This window comes from Mycolicibacter heraklionensis, from assembly GCF_001021505.1.
Lineage (GTDB): Bacteria > Actinomycetota > Actinomycetes > Mycobacteriales > Mycobacteriaceae > Mycobacterium > Mycobacterium heraklionense.
The window spans coordinates 79391-97505 of sequence record NZ_LDPO01000014.1 but is presented as its reverse complement, the minus strand read 5'-3'; the positions used below and the strand labels follow the sequence as shown (position 1 = coordinate 97505).

Sequence of the window (18115 nt, the reverse complement as noted above, 5' to 3'; positions counted from 1 at the left end):
CAGGCACTCTTTGCCGCTGCGCGCAGCGAGTTTCGGTGTCCAACTGACCTCAGCGCTGATCGATGCCTCGGTCCAGACCGCTGCCGGGGTGGCCGGCGCGATCCTGCCGAACGGCGACGGCGGCCCGGTGCTGTCCCGGCGGTGTTTCCGCGGCGAGGGCCGAGCCTGGGTCGAGATCCGTGGGCTCGACGGCCCGGCCGGCGCCGAGCTGGCAACCGCCGTACTGGGTGCTGCCCGGGCGCTGCCCGGCGTGGTCTCGGTCCGCTTGAACCACCCGTTGTCGCGCCTGGTGGTGGGGCTGGACCCCACCGCCGACGACGTCGTATCGGTGCGCGAACTGTGCCAGGTGGTGTCCGACACCGAGAGCCGGCACAGCCCGGATCGGATTCGGCGGTCCAGCTTCGACTCTCCTGCGTCGAGCCTCGCTAACCGCCGGGCGAAACCCCGCGGACATGCACCGGTGAGCCTGCCCGGTGACGGGATGACCGAGATGCTGCGCGCTTTGACTGTCGGCGCCAACATCGCCGGCTTGGGCGCGGCGACAGTGGGCCGGCTGCTGCGGCTGCCGGGCCTGCCACTGGGCCTGGAGGCCGGCGTGGTCGTCGTCGACTACCAGCCTCGACTGCGCCGACTGCTGGAAGACAGCATCGGCAAACAGACCACCGATGCGCTGTTGGCACTGGCCAGCGCCGGCGTGCACACCCTCAACACCGCGCCTACCGCGCTGGCGGTGGACCTGTCGGTAGAGGCGATGCGCGCCGGGGAGGAACGCGCCGAGGCGCGGGCCTGGCGCCGCCGAGAACCGGAGCTCGCCGAGCACGCCGAGCATCCGCCGGTCGCCGTCCCGGAGCGGCCGGCGCCGCGGCCGCCGGGTCCGGTGGAGCGGCACTTGACCCGCAGCGCCTGGGCGCAGGTCGTGGGCGCCGGGGTGATCGGTGCCGCGACCCGCAACCCGGATCTGGCCGGGACGGCCGCCGCGGTGACCGCGCCGAAGGCCACCCGCACCGCACGCGAGTCGTTCGCCGCCACCCTGGGCCGCGGCCTGGCCGATCGGCACGACACCGTCGTGCTGCGGCCGGGCAGCCTGCGTGAGCTCGACCGCGTCGACACGGTGGTCATCGATCCCCGAGTGCTGTGTGGGGAGACGCTGCGGGTGATGCAGGTGCGCGGCGCCGACGACGACGAACTGCGCGCCGCGTGGGCGCAGGCTCAGGCCCGGCTGAACGACGCCGACCTGACACCGGGATGGCATCGCATCGGCCCGCGCTCCGGTGTGCAGGCATCGTTCCAGCCCGCACTGCTGCCTCTGGCGTCCGCGGTGGTGACCGAGGCCCGCCGCGCCGACGTCGAAGTGGTCTCGGTCGAAGCCGAGGCGCTCGGCGAGCTGCGTCCGATCTTCGACGAAATCCGGCCCCTGGACGGCGCATCGATCGACCAGGCGCTGGCCGCCGCCGTCGCCGCCTACCAGGCCGACGGCCATGACGTCGCGGTGCTGTCCTCGGTGGCGGTCGAGGCCTTGGCCGCGGCCGACGTGGCACTGGGCGTGCTGCCGGGACAGGGCGTCCCGCCCTGGTGCGCCGACGTACTGCTGACCGACCTGGCTGCGGCGTGGCGGGTGCTGCATTCCTTGCCCGCCGCCCGCTCCGCCAGCCATCGCGGCGTCGAGATCGCCACCGGCGCTACCGCATTGGGCTCGCTGCTGATGCTGCCCGGGGTACGCGGCAGCGGACCGGGTCCGGTGACCACAGGCGCGGCGGCCGGCGCACTGTCGGGTTACTGGCTGGCCCGCCGGGCCGTGGACGCCGCGGTGCCCCGGCCGGCAGCCGTGCACGAGTGGCACGCGATGTCCGTCGACCAGGTACGGGCGGTGTTGCCGCCGCCGGAGCTGGCGGAGCCGGCCACGCCCCACCATGCGCCGGCCGCGGCGGCCGCGCTGGCGGCAGTGGATCTGGCGCGCCGCGGCGCCCAGCGGACCGCGCCGCCGAGAATGCTGCGGCAGTTCGCCCAGGCCGTGCGCAGTGAACTGTCCGACCCCATCACGCCGGTGCTGGCGCTGGGGGCCGCGGCCAGCGCGGTGCTGGGTTCACCCGTCGACGCGATGCTGGTCGGTTCGGTGCTGGGCGGCAACGCGATGCTGGCCGCCGCGCAGCGACTCATCGCCGAGCGCCGGCTCAACGTCCTGCTGAACGAACAGATTCCGGCGGCGCGCAAGGTCCTGCCCGACGGCAGTCACTGCGAGATCCCGGCCGAGGAGCTGCTCCCGGGAGATGTGATCGAGGTGCACGCCCACGAGGTGGTGCCCGCTGATGGCCGGTTGATCGAAGCGACCGATCTGGAGGTCGACGAGTCGTCGCTGACCGGTGAGTCGCTGACCGTGGTCAAGCAGGTTGAGGCCACTCCGGGTGCGGATCTGGCAGATCGGGAATGCATGGTCTACGCGGGGACCACCGTGGTGACCGGAACCGCGGTGGCACTGGTGACCGCGAGCGGCGGCGACACCCACGGACGACGGGCAGCCGAACTGGTGGCCGGCGATCAGTCCGCGATCGGGCTGCAGCATCAGCTGAGCCTGCTCACCAGTAAGGCATGGCGGATCAGCCTGGCCGGCGGTGCGCTGGTGACCGGCCTGGGCATGGCCCGCCGGATCGGGTTGCGTCAGGCGGTGGCCAGCGGCATCGCGGTCAGCGTCGCGGCCATCCCCGAAGGGCTGCCGCTGGTGGCCACCCTGTCCCAGCAGGCGTCGGCCCGACGGTTGACCAAAGCCGGTGTGCTGGTGCGGGTGCCGCGTTCGGTGGAGGCACTCGGCCGCGTCGACGTGGTCTGCTTCGACAAGACCGGAACGCTGAGCCGCAACCGGCTGCGGGTGTCGCAGGTGCACCCGGCGGCGGGCTTCACCGACGACGACGTACTGCGCTTTGCGGCCAGCGCGGCCCCGGTGTCCAACGGCACCCGCCACGTGCACGCCACCGACACCGCCATCGTGGAGGGCGCCGCCGCAGCGGGAGTGGCCGGTGCACCCGAGGGTCCCGCCGCGGCACATCTGCCGTTCCGCTCCGGCCGCCCGTTCTCGGCCTCGGTGCGGGGAACCGAACTGACCCTCAAGGGCGCCCCGGAAGTGGTGCTGGCGTGCACCGGGGCCGGCCCGGCCATCAAGAAGTCGGTGGCCGCCCTGGCTGCCGAGGGCCTGCGGGTGATCGCGGTGGCCCGCCGGGACTTGACCGCCGCGCAACGCATGGCGCTGGGTGCGGATCCCGAGCCCGACGAGATCGCCGAGTACTGCCGCGACGGACTGACCTTCGTCGGCCTGCTCGGCCTGTCCGACACTCCACGCGACGAGGCCGCCGAACTGCTCGCCGACCTCAAGCGCCGCCGAATTCCGGTGCGGCTCATCACCGGCGACCACCCGCTGACCGCCACCACGATCGCGCGGGAGATGGGCCTGGAGGTCGACAGCGATCAGGTGATCAGCGGTGCGCAGTGGGATGCGTTGTCCCGCAAGGGCCAAGAACTTGCGGTGGCCGAGCGCGTGGTGTTCGCCCGGATGTCTCCGGAGAACAAGGTGCAGATCGTTCAGACTCTGGAGCGCACCGGCAAGGTGTCGGCGATGGTCGGCGACGGCGCGAACGACGCGGCGGCGATCCGGGCCGCCACGGTCGGGATCGCGGTGGTCGCGCACGGCAGCGAAGCGGCCAGCACCGCCGCCGACGTGGTGCTGCTCGACGAGCGGATCGACACCCTTCTCGACGCGCTGGACGAAGGCCGTGAACTGTGGCAGCGGGTGCAGGCCGCGGTGGCGGTGCTGCTGGGCGGTAATGCCGGCGAGGTGGCGTTCGCGATCATCGGTAGCGCACTGACCGGCCGCTCACCGCTGAACGCGCGCCAGCTGCTGCTGGTCAACATGTTGACCGACGCACTGCCGGCCACCGCGCTGGCGGTCAGTTCGCTCAACGAGCAGGCCGCCGCCGGCGGGCACGGCCCCGACGAGCGTGCCCTGTGGCGCACGGTGGCCGTACGCGGTGTGACGACGGCGTCGGCCGCAGTGGGCGCCTGGGGGCTGGCCTCGGTCACCGGGCGTCCGCAACGGGCCTCGACGGTGGCGCTGGTGTCGCTGGTCGCCACCCAGCTGGGCCAGACGCTGTTGGATTCGCGGGATCCGCTGGTGGTGGCAACCGCTGTCGGCTCGCTCGGCGTGATGGGGACGTTGATCACCATCCCGGGTGTCAGCCAGCTGCTGGGTTGCACCCCGATCGGGCCGTTGGGCTGGGCTCAGGCGCTGGGGACGGCAACGGTGGCCACCGTCGGCGCGGCTGTGGTGCCCCGGATGCTGTCGGGGTTGCAGGAGAACGCGACCAGGCCCAGGGAGTTCATCGTCCCCGGGCCGCGGCCACCGAACCGCCCGCAGCCGTCCAACGGTCAGTCCGCGCCGCGGCTGCGGCTTGTGCACAATGAAGACACTGACTCTCGCCGCGGAACGGTCGCGGCCCGATCATCCGGCGATCCCTCGCCACCAGGAGGCTCATGATGGCGGACAAGCCGCGGCGCAGCGCATCCCAGCGGGAGGCAGTGGCCCACATTCGCGAGGCAGAGGGGTTCGCTGTCGAATTGCCGCTGTTCGGCAAGGTGACGGTGCCGCGGCCCGAGCAACTGGCCTACTACGGCGGGCTGGCGCTGCTGGCCGCCTTCGAGATCATCGACTGGCCGGTGGCCCTGGCGGTGGCTGCCGGCCACATTCTGGCCAGCAACCACCGCAACGAGGTGCTCGAACAGCTCGGTGAAGCCCTGGAGGATGTCTGACCTCAGTTGTTGACGGTCAGCACTCCGACGCGCCACAGGAGTGCATACATCTGGTGCAGCGGGCCACTAAGCAACCGGGTGGTCATGTCGACCAACGGGTCCGAAGCAGGCGCCACAGGCGCGGCAGGGCGGCGGTCCAGCTTCTTCGCCGTGCTGATAGCACGCGGGGCCGGAGCCGTGATGTCGGTGTAGGCGATTGCAACCATGATGGCCTCCTAGTCGCGTAACGGCGCTACGCGCTCAGCTGGGGGCCGGACTCGTGGCTCAGCTGGAGGCGGTCTGCGACCGTTCGGATGGGGACGGAACAGATGTCAGATATCGGCTCGGACTATCACCGGAACTCATTCGTCCCTCACCTCCTCTCGGTCGCGGGCGCGCAGGAGCGCGCCGGTTTCACCGCATGCTTTGGGAGGCAGCCCCGACGACTGTCGGGAGACCGCACCCCTCTCGTCAGAGCTTTGGCACTGCACGGCGTGTCCCGATACGGGAAGCCACTTGGGCTCAACCCTTAAGCCGGGAAGAGCTGTCCTGACCCGGGGCGTCTTTCGACGTTCGGGGTCAGTGGCCTATGTCCGTGCAGACGCCTCACCTAACGAGGTGCTTGCACGGTCCATAGTGCACCACCGACGGGGCGCGGTCAACTCCACCCCATTCGGGCGTGGCGAGCGCCTCTGACGTGCAACGATGCCGTCAAACCCCCTGCGCACGAGGTGTCACACCAGTCACTTTGGTACCAGAACGAGACCGTTACGGCCCGGTTCTGCGACCGACGCGCAGCGCCGGAACGAAGCCGAACAGCGCCCTGGAGACGCGGTTTAGTCCTTGAGGTTCAGCGGCTCGACGGCGTAGCGCCCCGGCGTCCGCCACGACGCGAGCGCGCCGAGCAGCATCATCACGGCCGCGGCGGCGAACACCACCGCCAGGCCGGCGTGGAACGGCCCGGAGATCAACTGCGGGAAGAAGCTGTGCCCGGTCAACGTCTCGGCGTCGACACCCGGCGCAGACAAAGCACCGGAGGGCCCCAGCAGCTCGGCGATGGGGTTGTAGCCCAGGAACGCCGCGAACAGGCTGCCCACCGGCGGGGTGTTGGCCACCTGATCGGCGACACCGGCAGAAACGCCCTGCTGCTGCAACCCGGCGCCCAGGGCCGCCGGCAGCGTGTGGGCCAGTCCGATCACCATCAGCGAGAAGAAGATTCCGATCGACAGCGACGTACCGGCGTTGAAGAAGGTGGCTCGCACGCCCGACGCCGCGCCACGCTGGTCGGCCGGGACACTGGACATCACCACGGCACTGTTGGGCGCGGTGAAAATCCCGCCACCCAGGCCGTTGAGGAAAACCAGCGCCGCGAACACCCGATAGTCGAAGTCCACCGGCAGCAGCACCAGCCCCACGAACGTCGCCGCCATCAGCACCATGCCGCCGACCGTGAACGGACGGGCACCACGGCGGTCCGACAACGAACCCGCCACCGGGCCGGCCAACAGGAACCCCGCCGTCATGGGCAGCAGATAGATACCCGCCCACAACGGCGTCGACTCGTAGCTGTAGCCGTGCAGCGGCAACCAGATGCCCTGCAGCCAGATGATCAGCATGAACTGCATTCCGCCGCGCCCGACCGCCGACAGCAGCCCGGCCAAGTTGGCCATCCCGAACGCCGGAATCGCGAAGAGCCGCACGTCGAGCAGCGGGGCGGGAACGCGCAGCTCGATGAAGCAGAACAGCACCAGCAGCGCCACACCGAGCCCCAGCGAACCCAGCACGGCCGGACTGGTCCAGCTGGTCGGCGACGAGCCGTGTGGCTGAATGCTGTAGGTGATGGCGGTCAGCACCACGGTCAGACCCAACCCGAGCGTCGCGGTGCCCGCCCAGTCCAGCTTCGCCGGCGACCGCTCACCGAGTTCGTACAGTGAGCGCAGCGACCAGACGGTGCCCAGCACTCCGATCGGCACCCCGACCCAGAACACCGCACGCCAGTCCCATTCCGACAGCACGCCGCCGATCAGCAGACCGACGAAAGACCCGGCGACCGCGGCCACCTGGTTGACGCCCAGCGCCATGCCGCGCTGATTGGCCGGGAAGGCGTCGGTGAGGATCGCCGAGGACGACGCCATCAGCATCGCCCCGCCGACACCCTGCACCACCCGCCAGGCGATCAGCCACTGGGCGCCGCGGCCCATGTCGAACGGATCGATCGACAGCGCGATCGCCGCGACGGTGAACACCACGAAGCCCAAGTTGTAGATGCGCACCCTGCCGAACATGTCGCCGAGCCGGCCGAAAAACACCACCAGCACAGCCGACACCAGCAGATAGCCCATCAACATCCACAGCAAGTAGCTGACGTTCGCGGGCTCCAGCGGGTTCAGTCCGATGCCCCGGAAGATCGCCGGCATCGAGATCAGCACGATCGAGCCGTTGATGGTGGCGAGCAGTACGCCCAGGGTGGTGTTGGACAGCGCGACCCACTTGTAGCGCGGGTGGTCGCGGTCGTAGCGCAGTCGTCGGCGAGCGGTGGCGACGGCGCCCGGGTCTTGGACGTCGGTGTTCACCTGCTCTATCTGCGCCGTCATCACTCTCCCAGCTAACTCTGCCCCGAGCACATATGTTAGCTAAGCAAACGATCAGTTACCTAATTCTCGTCGGGCACCCTCGGCGCCTTACGCCGACTGCTGTGCTGCGATAGCGTGGCAGTGCACGAATCGCCAGTGCAGAAATCACCAAGAACCGCGGGAGCGCAACCAGTGCGCTGAGAGGACGGCCGGGGCCGTCGACCGTACGAACCTGACCGGGTCATGCCGGCAAGGGAGAGGAAGAACTATGACCGACGTCTTGAACGTCCAGGTGAAGCCGCAGGTCACCACCGGGCCCATCCCCTACAGCGAGAAGGCCTACCGAGAGATCGAAGCTCCCGGCGGCGTGACCATGAAGGTGCCGTTCCGGCGCATCAACCTGACCACCGGTGAGCACTTCGACGTCTACGACACCTCCGGTCCCTACACCGACCCCCATGCCGACATCGATCTGCACCGCGGCTTGCCGCCGCGGCCGGGTGTGGTGACCGACCGCGGCACCCAACTGCAGCGCGCCCAGGCGGGCGAGATCACCGCCGAGATGGCCTTCATCGCCGCCCGCGAGGGAGTTCCCGCAGAACTGGTCCGCGACGAGGTCGCCCGCGGGCGGGCGGTGATCCCGGCCAACCACAACCACCCCGAGCTGGAGCCGATGATCATCGGCAAGGCGTTCAAGGTGAAGATCAACGCCAATATCGGCAACTCCGCGGTGACCAGTTCGATCGCCGAAGAGGTGGACAAGCTGGTGTGGGCGACCCGGTGGGGCGCCGACAACGTCATGGACCTGTCCACCGGAAAGGACATCCACGAGACCCGGGAGTGGATCCTGCGCAACTCGCCGGTGCCGATCGGGACCGTCCCGATCTATCAGGCGCTGGAGAAGGTCAACGGCGACCCGACCAAACTGACCTGGGAGCTGTACCGCGACACCGTGATCGAGCAGTGCGAGCAGGGCGTGGATTACATGACCGTGCACGCCGGGGTGCTGTTGCGGTATGTGCCGTTGACCGCCAAGCGGGTCACCGGCATCGTGTCGCGCGGCGGCTCGATCATGGCGGCGTGGTGCCTGTCGCGCCATCAGGAGTCCTTCCTGTACACCAACTTTGAAGAACTGGCCGACATCCTGGCCAGCTACGACGTCACGTTCTCCCTCGGCGACGGGCTGCGGCCCGGTTCGATTGCCGACGCCAACGACGAAGCCCAGTTCGCCGAGCTGCGCACCCTGGGTGAGCTGACCAAGATCGCCAAATCCCGTGGCGCGCAGGTGATGATCGAGGGTCCGGGCCACGTCCCGATGCACAAGATCGTGGAGAACGTGCGGCTGGAAGAGGAATGGTGCGACGAGGCGCCCTTCTACACACTGGGACCGCTGGCCACCGACATCGCACCGGCCTACGACCACATCACCTCGGCGATCGGCGCGGCGATCATCGCTCAGGCCGGCACGGCGATGCTGTGCTACGTGACCCCCAAGGAGCACCTGGGGCTGCCCGACCGCAAGGACGTCAAGGACGGGGTGATCGCCTACAAGATCGCCGCGCACGCCGCCGACCTGGCCAAGGGACACCCGGGAGCCCAGGATCGCGACAACGCACTGTCCAAGGCACGCTTCGAGTTCCGCTGGTATGACCAGTTCGCACTGTCCCTGGACCCGGACACCGCACGCGAGTACCACGACGAGACGCTGCCCGCCGAGCCGGCCAAGTCCGCGCACTTCTGCTCGATGTGCGGTCCGAAGTTCTGCTCGATGCGGATCAGCCATGACGTGCGCGACTACGCCAACGAGCACGGCCTGCAGACCCAGGACGACATCGACGCCGCGATCCAGAAGGGAATGGACGAGAAGTCAGCCGAGTTCGCCGACCACGGCAACCGGGTGTACCTGCCCATCTCCTCCTAGTGGATTTCCTGCCACTGGCCCCGCCGGGGGCGACACCGGTACGGATACTCACCGTTGCCGGATCGGACTCCGGCGGCGGCGCGGGCATTGCGGCCGACATGCGCACGTGTGCGTTGCTCGGGGTGCACGCCTGCGTCGCGGTCACCGCTGTGACGGTGCAGAACACCGTGGGAGTCAAGAGCTTTCATGAGGTTCCCGCCGACACCGTCGCCGCCCAGATCGCGACGGTGGTGCCCGACATCGGGATCCAGGCCGCCAAGACCGGGATGCTGGCGTCGGCGCAGATCATCACCGCGGTGGCCGCGACATGGCAAGAACTCGGGCTGACAGTCCCCCTGGTGGTGGATCCGGTGTCGGCCTCCATGCACGGCGATGCGCTGCTGGCGTCGTCGGCGCTGGATGCGCTGCGCGACACTCTGTTTCCGCTCGCAACCCTGGTGACACCGAACCTGCACGAGGTGCGGCTGCTGGTCGGGATCGAGGTGGTCGACGCCGCATCCCAGCGCGCGGCCGCGCGGGCGTTGCATGCCCTGGGACCGCGGTGGGCGTTGGTCAAGGGCGGGCACCTGCCCTCGGCGGAGCACAGTCCGGACCTGCTCTATGACGGCACCGATTTTCTGGAATTCCCCGGACCGCGGGTGGCCACCGGCGACGACCACGGCGCCGGCGACACGCTCGCGGCGGCCTCGGCGGCCGCGCTGGCCCACGGGTTGTCCGTTCCGGACGCGGTGGCGTTCGCCAAGCGCTGGGTGACCGAGTGCCTGCGCGCCGCCTACCCGTTGGGCCACGGGCACGGACCCGTCTCGCCGTTGTTCCGGTTGGGGCTGGACGCCTCGTGAGCCTGGAGGAAATAGCCGGTTTGGACGGGCTAGCGCATCGCCCAGACTGGGGGCACCTCCCGCTTGCGGGGGACACGCCCGCGGGAGTGGTGTTGCTGACCCACGGCGCCGGAGGCGACCGGGATTCACCGATGCTGCAACGACTTTGCGACGAGTGGTCGCGTCGCGGTTTCCTGGCGATCCGCTACAACCTGCCGTTTCGGCGGCGTCGTCCCAAAGGCCCGCCGTCCGGGTCGGGCACCGCAGATCGGGAGGGCATCACCGCGGCGATCGGGTATGCCCGCGCGTTGGCCGAGGGTCCGCTGATCGTCGGTGGGCATTCCTACGGCGGCCGGCAGACCTCGATGGTGGTGGCAGCCGGCGACGTTGCGGTCGACGTGCTGACACTGTTTTCCTATCCGCTGCACCCGCCGGGCAAGCCGGAGCGCACCCGCACCGAGCACCTGCCCCAGATCGGCGTACCGACGGTGTTCACGCACGGCAGCTCGGACAGCTTCGGCACCTGCGCAGAGGTTCGCGCTGCCGCCGCGCTGATTCCCGCGCCGCACGAGGTCGTCGAGATCACCGGTGCTCGCCACGATCTGGCGTCGAAGACGTTGGATGTACCGGTGCTGGCGGTCGACGCCGCGCTGCGAATGCTGGGCTGAACCCGCGCGGGTCAGGGCAGGACGACGACGCTGGCCGCGTAGCTCAAGCCCGACCCGTAGCCGAGCAACAGAGCCAGCTCACCGGATTTGGCGATGCCGGCGGACAGCAGCTGCTCCATCGCCAGCGGGATGGACGCCGCGGAGGTGTTGCCGCTGTTCTCGATGTCATTGGCGATGACGACATCGGAGCGCAGCTCAAGGCTCTTGGCGATCAGCGCATTGATCCGGCTGTTGGCCTGGTGCGGAATGAACACGTCGATATCGTGGGCTTGCAACCCGGCCGCCGCGATGGCGCGTTTCCCCACGTCGCTCATTTCGTATGCTGCCCAACGGAATACCACGTTGCCGTCCATGCGCAGGAAGGGCCGGGGACCGTCCGGCTGCTCGGTGTAGCTGATCCAGTCGATGTCTTGGCGGATCGCCTCACAGTTCTCACCGTCGCTGCCCCAGACCGTCGGGCCGATACCGTGCGCCGGCGCCTCACCGACGACGACCGCGCCCGCTCCATCGCCGAAGATGAAGCAGTTCGAGCGGTCCGACATGTCGATCGTCGGGGAGAGCACTTCAGAACCGATGACCAACGCGGTGTTGAGGGTTCGTGCACGGAGTAGATCGGCTGCCACCCCGAGGGCATAGCCGAACCCGGCGCACCCGGTGGCCACGTCGAACGCCGGCACGCCCCGTGCGCCGAGGCCGACCGCGACAGTGGGCGCACACGACGGGGTTTGACGGAAGTTGCTACTGGTCGCGACGATCACCGCGTCCACCCCGGACCCGTCGAGCCCGGCATGGCTTAACGCGTTGCGGCCGGCCTCGATGGCCAAACCCGCCACGGTGTCGGTCCGCTCGGCGAACCGGCGCGTCTTGATTCCGGTGCGGGAGTAGATCCATTCGTCGGAGGAGTCGATGCGCAGACAGATCTCGTCGTTGGTGACCACCCGCGCCGGGCGAGAAGCGCCGACACCGAGCAGGCCGACCGGCCGCGTTGCCGCAGGATGGCGAATCTCGCTCAAGAAGACGTCTCTCGGTGGTAGGCCAACAGCTGACTCAAACGTCTCACCATAGCGCTCCCGGTGCGCCGGAGACGGCCCCGCAACGGCGAGCGCTCAGCGGTCGTAGTCGTCCTCACCCGAGGGCACACCCTGGTGCTGCTCGACCACATCGGCGATGTCGGCGTTGTCGCCGGGGGTGATCTCGGGGCCCGGAGTCTCGTCGTCGGCCTCGACGGCAGGCACTGCCTGGCCGGCCAAGTCTGCGTCGCTGGCTTCGGCATCGCGGCTGGTCATAACGGCCCTCTCGAAATCGTGAACAGCGTGCAAGCCCCATTGTCTCCCATCGTCCGGGGGCCGAGGAGCTTCGCTGGTTACCGGTGAGTCAGGTACCTTAATTTTCATGAGTATGGAGCAGTTCGACGTCGTCATCGTGGGTGCGGGCTTCGGCGGCATGGGCGCGGCCATCGAGCTGAAGAAGCTCGGCTATGACGACATCGTGCTGCTCGACCGGGAAGCGGATCTAGGCGGAACGTGGCACGTCAACCGCTACCCGGGCCTGGCTGTCGACATCCCGTCGACCACCTACGCGTACTGGTTCGAGCCCAATCCGTACTGGTCGCGGATGTTCGCGCCCGGCGAGGAGATCAAGCAGTACGCCGAGCATGTCGCCGACAAGTACGACGTGCGCCGCCACATGCGGTTCAACACCACGGTCGCCGGCGCCCACTGGGATGAGGACGCCGAGCGCTGGCTGGTGGCCCTGGCCGATGGCAAGACGCTGAGCGCCCGGTTCCTGATCACCGCCACCGGTTTCCTGTCCCAGCCGCGCAACCCGGACATCGCCGGGATCGACAGTTTCGCCGGGAAGGTGGTGCACACCGCCGCCTGGGACCACGACTACGACTTCACCGGACGTCGGGTCGGGCAGATCGGCACCGGCGCAACCGCGGTGCAGCTGATTCCGGAGCTGGCCAAGACCGTCGCGGACCTGACCGTGTTTCAGCGCACCGCGATCTGGGTGGCGCCCAAGATCGACTTCCGGATCCCGGCGTGGCTGCAGAAACTGTTCGCCCGGGTCCCATTAACCCAGCGGGTCATGCGCTTCATCAGCGACTACCTGCTGGAGTTCATGACGGTGACCGCGGTGTTGAACTATCCCGCGTTCCGGCGGCTGTCGATCGCCGGGATGGACGCGTGCAAGATCCACCGGTTCGTCCAGATCCGCGACAAAGAACTGCGGGCCAAACTGACCCCGACCTACGACATCGGCTGCAAGCGGCCCAGCTGGTCCAACGACTACTACCGCAGCTTCACCAAGCCGCATGTGCACCTGGAGACCACCGGCATCGAGCGGATCGAGCCGGACGGCATCGTCACCGTCGACGGCCGCAAGACCGTCATCGACACTCTGGTGCTGGCCACTGGGTATGACCTGTGGGAGGCAAACTTCCCGGCGATCGAGATCGTCGGGCGGGACGGGCGCAACCTGGGCAAGTGGTGGCGGGAGACCCGGTTCCAGGCCTACCAGGGCCTGTCGATACCGCATTTCCCGAACTTCCTGAGCCTGGCCAGCCCGTACGGGTTCTCCGGCCTGTCGTTCTTCAACACCATGGAATACCAGATGCGGCACATGGGCCGGCTGTTCGGCGAGGTGCGGCAGCGCAACGCGACGACGTTCGAAGTCACCGAGGCCGCCAACACCCGGTTCCTGGACGCCATGACCAAAAGGCTGGACCACACGGTGTTCTACGCCGGGGACTGCACGACGTCACGGTCCTACTACTACAACCCCAGCGGCGAAGCGACCCTGCTGCGGCCCACCACGGTGCGCAATGCGGTGCGCGACGGCTCGCGCTTTCCGCTGGAGGACTACGAAATCGCCTGATAGATCAGGCGATTCAGCGAGGCTCGACGCAGGAGAGCCGAAGCTGGGACCGCCTCATGAACCGGGCGATTCGGCGGCCTCCTCAGTTGTCGTCGACCCCGGCGAACACGATGGACTCCATCAGCTTGCGCAGGCAGGCCTGCGCGTAACCCGGTCCTCCGGCCAGGAACCCCTGGCCCGGGATCTCGCCGCCTCGGGCAACCCGGCCCAAGTCGTCCACCAATGCCGCCAAGGCATGCACCAAGAACTTCGCGTGCATCGCGTCCAGATCCGGCCTGACCGCCATCAGCGGCCGGGCCCAGGTTTCGATGAACGCGCGCTCGGAATCGCGCAGCAGTTCACGCTCCGCCGGCGCCAGGTTCACCCGCTCGGTGTCATAGACCGACGCCAACTCGGGGTTGGCGAACACCGTGGCCACATATGCCTCGATCAACCGGCGCAGCGCTTCGTCCGGTTCGGCGAAGACACCGGCGATAGCCGCCATCTCCCCGGCTATCCGGTCCACGGCACGCTGTAGCCCCGTCGTCAAGATGTCGCTCTTGCTCGAGAAATAGCGGTAGACGCCGGATGCCGGGACACCGACGGCGTCCGCGATCTCGGTGACGCCGGTCTCGGCATATCCCTGCTTGCCGAACAACAGGACCGCCGAGTGCAGCAGCGCCTCATAGGGTCCGGCGTCCGGCGTGAAGATACGCCACACCGACGGCCGATTGACCCCGATGTCGTCGGCTCGGGGCAGTTGGGCGGCGACCACGGACTGCGACGCCCTGATGAGCAATGGCTTGATCTCATCGTCGGGGAGCTGCAGCCGGTGTCCGATGATGCTGCCGGCGACGCTGACCAGAGCCACCGTCAGGGTCCACTGCTCCAAGGAGTTGAGTTCCGGACGCATGACGCTGATCGGCCGTTTCAGGCGCGCACCGACCGTGTGCATCTGCGTCATGAGCTTGGCCTGGTCCTCAGGCTGCAGGTAGCGGCCCTGCCACCGGAACAACCCGCTGGCCTCGCGGTTGAGGATCGATGAGGTGATGAGCCCGTCGACGGCCTGTTCCAACACCGCCGGCGCGTCGCTTTGAACCTCGGCATCGGACAACTCGTCGACGAAAGCAGTGCAGTCGACCAGCTGCTGACCGAGCGAGCCGACGACGACCGAGAACATCTCGTACTTGCTGGGGTAGTGCCGGTACAGCGCCGGCGCGGAGATCCCGACCTTGGAAGCGATCGCTTCCATGCTGGTCGCGTGGTAGCCCTGTGCACTGAACGTCTCGGCGGCAGCACGCGTAATCTGCGCCTTACGGTCCTTGGGGCGCCGCTTTATGCGGGCACCAGTGCGTCCGCCAGGGTCGTTCGTGGCACCAAGCGTGGTCACCCACCCCCCCGATCAAATCAGGCCAGCTCTGTCACGTGCACAGCATTATTAACACAGCCGGGTCAACGGGCTACAGCGGCCTCAATATAAAGCCAGCCCGTCGGTATACCGACGCCCCACCCCGTGCGGGACTACGGGCCCAGCGGTGCCCGGTGACGCTTGTCGCGGGCCGGGACCCCGTTGGGACCGCCGATGGACTGCGCATAGTTTGCCACCGCAAAGGCCACCGCGGCGCCGGTTAGCGCCAATGCGTGCTGATTGATCTGTTCGACCGTGTCGCCGGGGCCGCGGTAGTTCGGGTCGAAAGCCGCGCCGGGCTTTCCACCCCACAGTCGGGCCTGGGCGGTGGTCTTGAGTTGGGAGGCCCCGGTGGTGATGCCCCCAACGGGCACGCCGGCCACTACGAACGGGCTGTAGTCGGTGTCACTGCTCAGCGGCATGTCTGCGGGCCGCACGCCCACCAGGTTGAGGTAGCCGGCCAGGGTGCGTTCGATACCGGCCGATCCCACCGGCACGTCGGCGGGGCTGATGTCACGGCTCGGCAGCGCGGACTGGTCTCCGTCATAGGTGAAGAAACCGGGATTCGGGGAGGCGAGCATGTCGAAGTTCAGGTACAGCGCGATGTCGTTGAGCTGGTCGCGGTCGAGGCCGAAGACGTAGTCGCTGGAACCACCGAGCTGTTGTTCCTCGGCGCCCCAGAACGCAAACCGGACCGCGTTGGTCACCGCCGGCTCCGGACCCAGCTGCAGCGCGGTCTCCAACACCGCGGCCACCCCGGAACCGTTGTCGTTGATCCCCGGGCCGCCCGGCGCACTGTCGAGGTGCGCGCCCACCATCACGACGTCGCTCTGCGAGCCGGTTTTCGTCTGCGCCACGACATTGCGGGACGTGACCTTCACGGTGTGGCCATCCAGGACCAGCCGCACCGTCCCGGTCGCGCGACGCAGCGCGCTGTCGCCGTCGCGGCCGGCGACGGCTACCGGCATCGTGAGTTGGTCGTAGTACTCCGGCGGGAACAGTCCGGCGGGCGCTCCGTTGCGGCTCGGCAGGCTCACCACGACCAGTGCGGCAGCTCCATGCTCGGCCGCCACGTTCTGTTTGACCACCACCGAGCAGCCGGCGTCGCTGACCACCGCGATCCCGCCACGGGGCACTTTCGGCGGGTAGTCGGCCGCCGCGCACCCCGAAGACCGCGTCGGGCGGATCACCGGGCCGCTGACCCCGCCGGCCGGAGTACGCACCAGCAGCGAGGCCTGATCGACCGGATATCCGTTCCCGGCGACGGTCAGGGTGGGCTTGCCGGCCGAGATGGTGTCCAACCGGGTGAGCTCCGGCGTCGCCACTTCGAAGCCCTTGTCACGCAGGGCGTCGGCCACGTAGTCGGCACTGGCGTCGAAACCCGGCGTGCCGTCGGCCCGATTCCGTTGGTGTGCGTCGGCGATCTCCTGCAGTCGCTGCAGGTGCCCAAGCATGGCCGCAACGGTGACCTGCCCGGCCAGCCGATTCGACAGCGGCGGCTGGACGGGTTCCGGCGAGCAGCCTGCCAGCACGCCAACAGCGACCAGCAGGGCTCCCGCCGGACGGATCATGGCTGGGTGACGACGTGGCGGGTGCGATCGTCGCGCACCGGAACTCCGTTGCGGCCGCTGATGTCCTGGGCGTACAACCCGACGGAGTAGGGCACCCCGCCGCCGTTGATGGCCAGTTCGTCGCGGTCGATGTTCTCGATGGTGTCGCCCTTTTGGTGATAGTTCGGGTCGAAGGGCTCGTCGGCGGCGCCGCCCCACAGTTTGGCCTCTTCGGGCGACTTCTTCACCTCCGCACCGGAGAACAACCCGCCGGACGGGATACCGGCCTGGGTGAACCCGTCGTAGTCGGATCGCCCGTCGAACGAGGTGTCCTGCGGCTCCTTGCCGGCGGACTTGAGGTAGGCGACCATGGTCCGCTCGATGCCGGCCGAACCTTCCGGCACCACCGGCTGGCCCCGCTTGTCCGCCGGCAGCGACTGGTCGCCGTCGTAGGTGAAATAGCCCGGATTCGGCGAACCCAGCATGTCGAAGTTCAGGTACAGCGCGATGTTCTTGAGTTGTTCCACGTCGAGCGACTCGACGTACTTCCGCGAACCGATCAGGCCGAGCTCCTCGGCGCCCCAGAAACCGAATCGCACGGCGTTGTGCACCTGCGGCGAATCTCCCAACTGCAACGCGGTTTCCAGCACCGCGGCGACACCGGAGCCGTTGTCGTTGATGCCCGGACCCTCCGGAACGCTGTCCAGGTGGGCTCCCAGCATGACCACGTTCTCGGTCGATCCACTCTTGGTCTGCGCGATCACGTTGCGGGACGGGATGTCGTCGGTGTGCGCGTCGAGCTTGACCGTCATCGCCCCGTGCCCGTCGCGCAGCATCGCGCCGTCAGCCTTGGTCACGCTCACCACGGGAACCTTGACCTCGGTCTGCTCGCCGAGGGTGCCGCCCATCTTCGGTTCGTCGACGCTGTCGGCGACCACCATCGCCACCGCACCCAGCTCGACGGCGACAGCCATCTTCTCCTTGAACGGGCAGGTGCCGCGGTCGACCAGTACGACGGCGTCCTTGACCGTCAGCCCCTGGTAGTCCTCGGCGCTGCAGCCCGGGCTGTCGTCGGCCGGCGCTGCGACCAGCGGGCCGGTGACACCGTCGGGCGGGGTGCCGACGCTGTACATCAGCGCACGGGCCTCTACGGTCTTGTCGCCCAGATGCACCGAGCCCGGTTCGGACTTGAACACCCGGGCGGTGAATTCCGGGGTCTCGACGTCGAAGCCGTGCTCGCGCAAGGTGCTGGCCACGTACTCGACGCTGGCGTCGTAGCCCGGGGTGCCGATGGCACGAGTGCCGTTGTGGGCGTCGGCGATGTCCTGCAGCTTCTGCAGGTGGGCCATCATGGCGTCGACAGTGACCTTGTCGCGCAGGCTGCTGGCGAACTCAGCGGCCGCGGCGGGATCTGCTCCCTGCTCGGTGCTTTCCGGGGTGCGACTGCAGCCGGCGCCGAACAGCGCACCGACCAACACGACGCCGAGGGCGGGGATTAACTTCGACTTGTACTCCACCGCCCCCACGTTAGTGGGTGCACGGCGGGCG

The 18115-nt window shown here is 68.6% G+C and carries 13 protein-coding genes and 1 riboswitch; of the genes, 6 read left to right on the top strand and 7 right to left on the bottom strand.

Going from position 1 to position 18115, the window contains the following annotated elements; all coding sequences use genetic code 11:
• Window positions 1-10: 10 nt before the first annotated feature.
• Together ABW16_RS16330 and ABW16_RS16325 are read left to right on the top strand one after the other, a co-directional pair.
• Complete coding sequence (locus ABW16_RS16330) at window positions 11-4522, top strand: cation-translocating P-type ATPase (protein ID WP_200900676.1); 4512 nt, start codon at window positions 11-13, stop codon at window positions 4520-4522.
• Window positions 4519-4794 (top strand): hypothetical protein, encoded by a 276-nt coding sequence (locus ABW16_RS16325; protein ID WP_047320241.1) that lies wholly within the window; start codon window positions 4519-4521, stop codon window positions 4792-4794. The genes ABW16_RS16330 and ABW16_RS16325 overlap by 4 nt, the downstream gene beginning before the upstream one ends.
• A gap of 2 nt (window positions 4795-4796) precedes the next feature.
• On the opposite strand, the gene ABW16_RS16320 is transcribed toward ABW16_RS16325, so the two are convergent.
• Together ABW16_RS16320 and ABW16_RS16315 are read right to left on the bottom strand one after the other, a co-directional pair.
• Window positions 4797-5000: an Rv1535 family protein gene (locus ABW16_RS16320; protein ID WP_047320240.1), complete on the bottom strand. Its 204-nt coding sequence runs from the start codon at window positions 4998-5000 to the stop codon at window positions 4797-4799.
• 229 nt (window positions 5001-5229) lie between these two features.
• Window positions 5230-5398, bottom strand: a riboswitch (M-box (ykoK) riboswitch).
• A 211-nt stretch (window positions 5399-5609) separates the two neighbouring features.
• The gene (locus ABW16_RS16315) at window positions 5610-7367 is read right to left on the bottom strand and encodes an MFS transporter (RefSeq protein WP_047320239.1); all 1758 of its coding nucleotides are present in this window, start codon (window positions 7365-7367) and stop codon (window positions 5610-5612) included.
• 247 nt (window positions 7368-7614) lie between these two features.
• On the opposite strand from ABW16_RS16315, the gene thiC reads away from it, so the two are divergent.
• Genes thiC through ABW16_RS16300 form a run of 3 tightly spaced genes read left to right on the top strand, consistent with a single transcriptional unit; the run spans window position 7615 to window position 10753 of the window.
• The gene (gene thiC / locus ABW16_RS16310; RefSeq protein ID WP_047320238.1) at window positions 7615-9267 is read left to right on the top strand and encodes a phosphomethylpyrimidine synthase ThiC; all 1653 of its coding nucleotides are present in this window, start codon (window positions 7615-7617) and stop codon (window positions 9265-9267) included.
• On the top strand, window positions 9267-10106 hold the full coding sequence (gene thiD / locus ABW16_RS16305; RefSeq protein WP_047320237.1) for a bifunctional hydroxymethylpyrimidine kinase/phosphomethylpyrimidine kinase: 840 nt from the start codon (window positions 9267-9269) through the stop codon (window positions 10104-10106). Before thiC ends, thiD begins: the two co-directional genes overlap by 1 nt.
• Entirely contained in the window at window positions 10103-10753 is a 651-nt protein-coding gene (locus ABW16_RS16300; RefSeq protein WP_047320236.1) for an alpha/beta hydrolase family protein, read from the top strand. The genes thiD and ABW16_RS16300 overlap by 4 nt, the downstream gene beginning before the upstream one ends.
• Before the next feature lie 11 nt (window positions 10754-10764).
• Here the strand turns inward: ABW16_RS16300 and ABW16_RS16295 are convergent, their stop codons facing one another.
• The gene (locus tag ABW16_RS16295) at window positions 10765-11766 is read right to left on the bottom strand and encodes a beta-ketoacyl-ACP synthase III (RefSeq protein WP_047320235.1); all 1002 of its coding nucleotides are present in this window, start codon (window positions 11764-11766) and stop codon (window positions 10765-10767) included.
• A 93-nt stretch (window positions 11767-11859) separates the two neighbouring features.
• Window positions 11860-12039 (bottom strand): hypothetical protein, encoded by a 180-nt coding sequence (locus ABW16_RS16290; protein WP_047320234.1) that lies wholly within the window; start codon window positions 12037-12039, stop codon window positions 11860-11862.
• 106 nt (window positions 12040-12145) lie between these two features.
• Here ABW16_RS16290 and ABW16_RS16285 point away from each other — a divergent pair, with 106 nt between their 5' ends.
• Window positions 12146-13630: a flavin-containing monooxygenase gene (locus ABW16_RS16285; RefSeq protein ID WP_047320233.1), complete on the top strand. Its 1485-nt coding sequence runs from the start codon at window positions 12146-12148 to the stop codon at window positions 13628-13630.
• 82 nt (window positions 13631-13712) lie between these two features.
• Here the strand turns inward: ABW16_RS16285 and ABW16_RS16280 are convergent, their stop codons facing one another.
• From ABW16_RS16280 to ABW16_RS16270, 3 genes are all read right to left on the bottom strand, one after another.
• On the bottom strand, window positions 13713-14999 hold the full coding sequence (locus ABW16_RS16280) for a TetR/AcrR family transcriptional regulator (protein WP_082134152.1): 1287 nt from the start codon (window positions 14997-14999) through the stop codon (window positions 13713-13715).
• A 131-nt stretch (window positions 15000-15130) separates the two neighbouring features.
• Entirely contained in the window at window positions 15131-16588 is a 1458-nt protein-coding gene (locus ABW16_RS16275; RefSeq protein ID WP_047320231.1) for a M28 family peptidase, read from the bottom strand.
• Entirely contained in the window at window positions 16585-18084 is a 1500-nt protein-coding gene (locus ABW16_RS16270) for a M28 family metallopeptidase (protein WP_109519631.1), read from the bottom strand. Before ABW16_RS16270 ends, ABW16_RS16275 begins: the two co-directional genes overlap by 4 nt.
• Window positions 18085-18115 lie beyond the last annotated feature (31 nt).

What these genes read in the sequence shown, in the direction of transcription:
- ABW16_RS16325 (WP_047320241.1), top strand. Translation starts at nt 4,519, where the DNA reads ATGATGGCGGACAAGCCGCGGCGCAGCGCATCCCAGCGGGAGGCAGTG.
- ABW16_RS16320 (WP_047320240.1), bottom strand. Translation starts at nt 5,000, where the DNA reads ATGGTTGCAATCGCCTACACCGACATCACGGCTCCGGCCCCGCGTGCT.
- ABW16_RS16315 (WP_047320239.1), bottom strand. Translation starts at nt 7,367, where the DNA reads ATGACGGCGCAGATAGAGCAGGTGAACACCGACGTCCAAGACCCGGGC.
- thiC (WP_047320238.1), top strand. Translation starts at nt 7,615, where the DNA reads ATGACCGACGTCTTGAACGTCCAGGTGAAGCCGCAGGTCACCACCGGG.
- ABW16_RS16290 (WP_047320234.1), bottom strand. Translation starts at nt 12,039, where the DNA reads ATGACCAGCCGCGATGCCGAAGCCAGCGACGCAGACTTGGCCGGCCAG.
- ABW16_RS16285 (WP_047320233.1), top strand. Translation starts at nt 12,146, where the DNA reads ATGAGTATGGAGCAGTTCGACGTCGTCATCGTGGGTGCGGGCTTCGGC.
- ABW16_RS16275 (WP_047320231.1), bottom strand. Translation starts at nt 16,588, where the DNA reads ATGATCCGTCCGGCGGGAGCCCTGCTGGTCGCTGTTGGCGTGCTGGCA.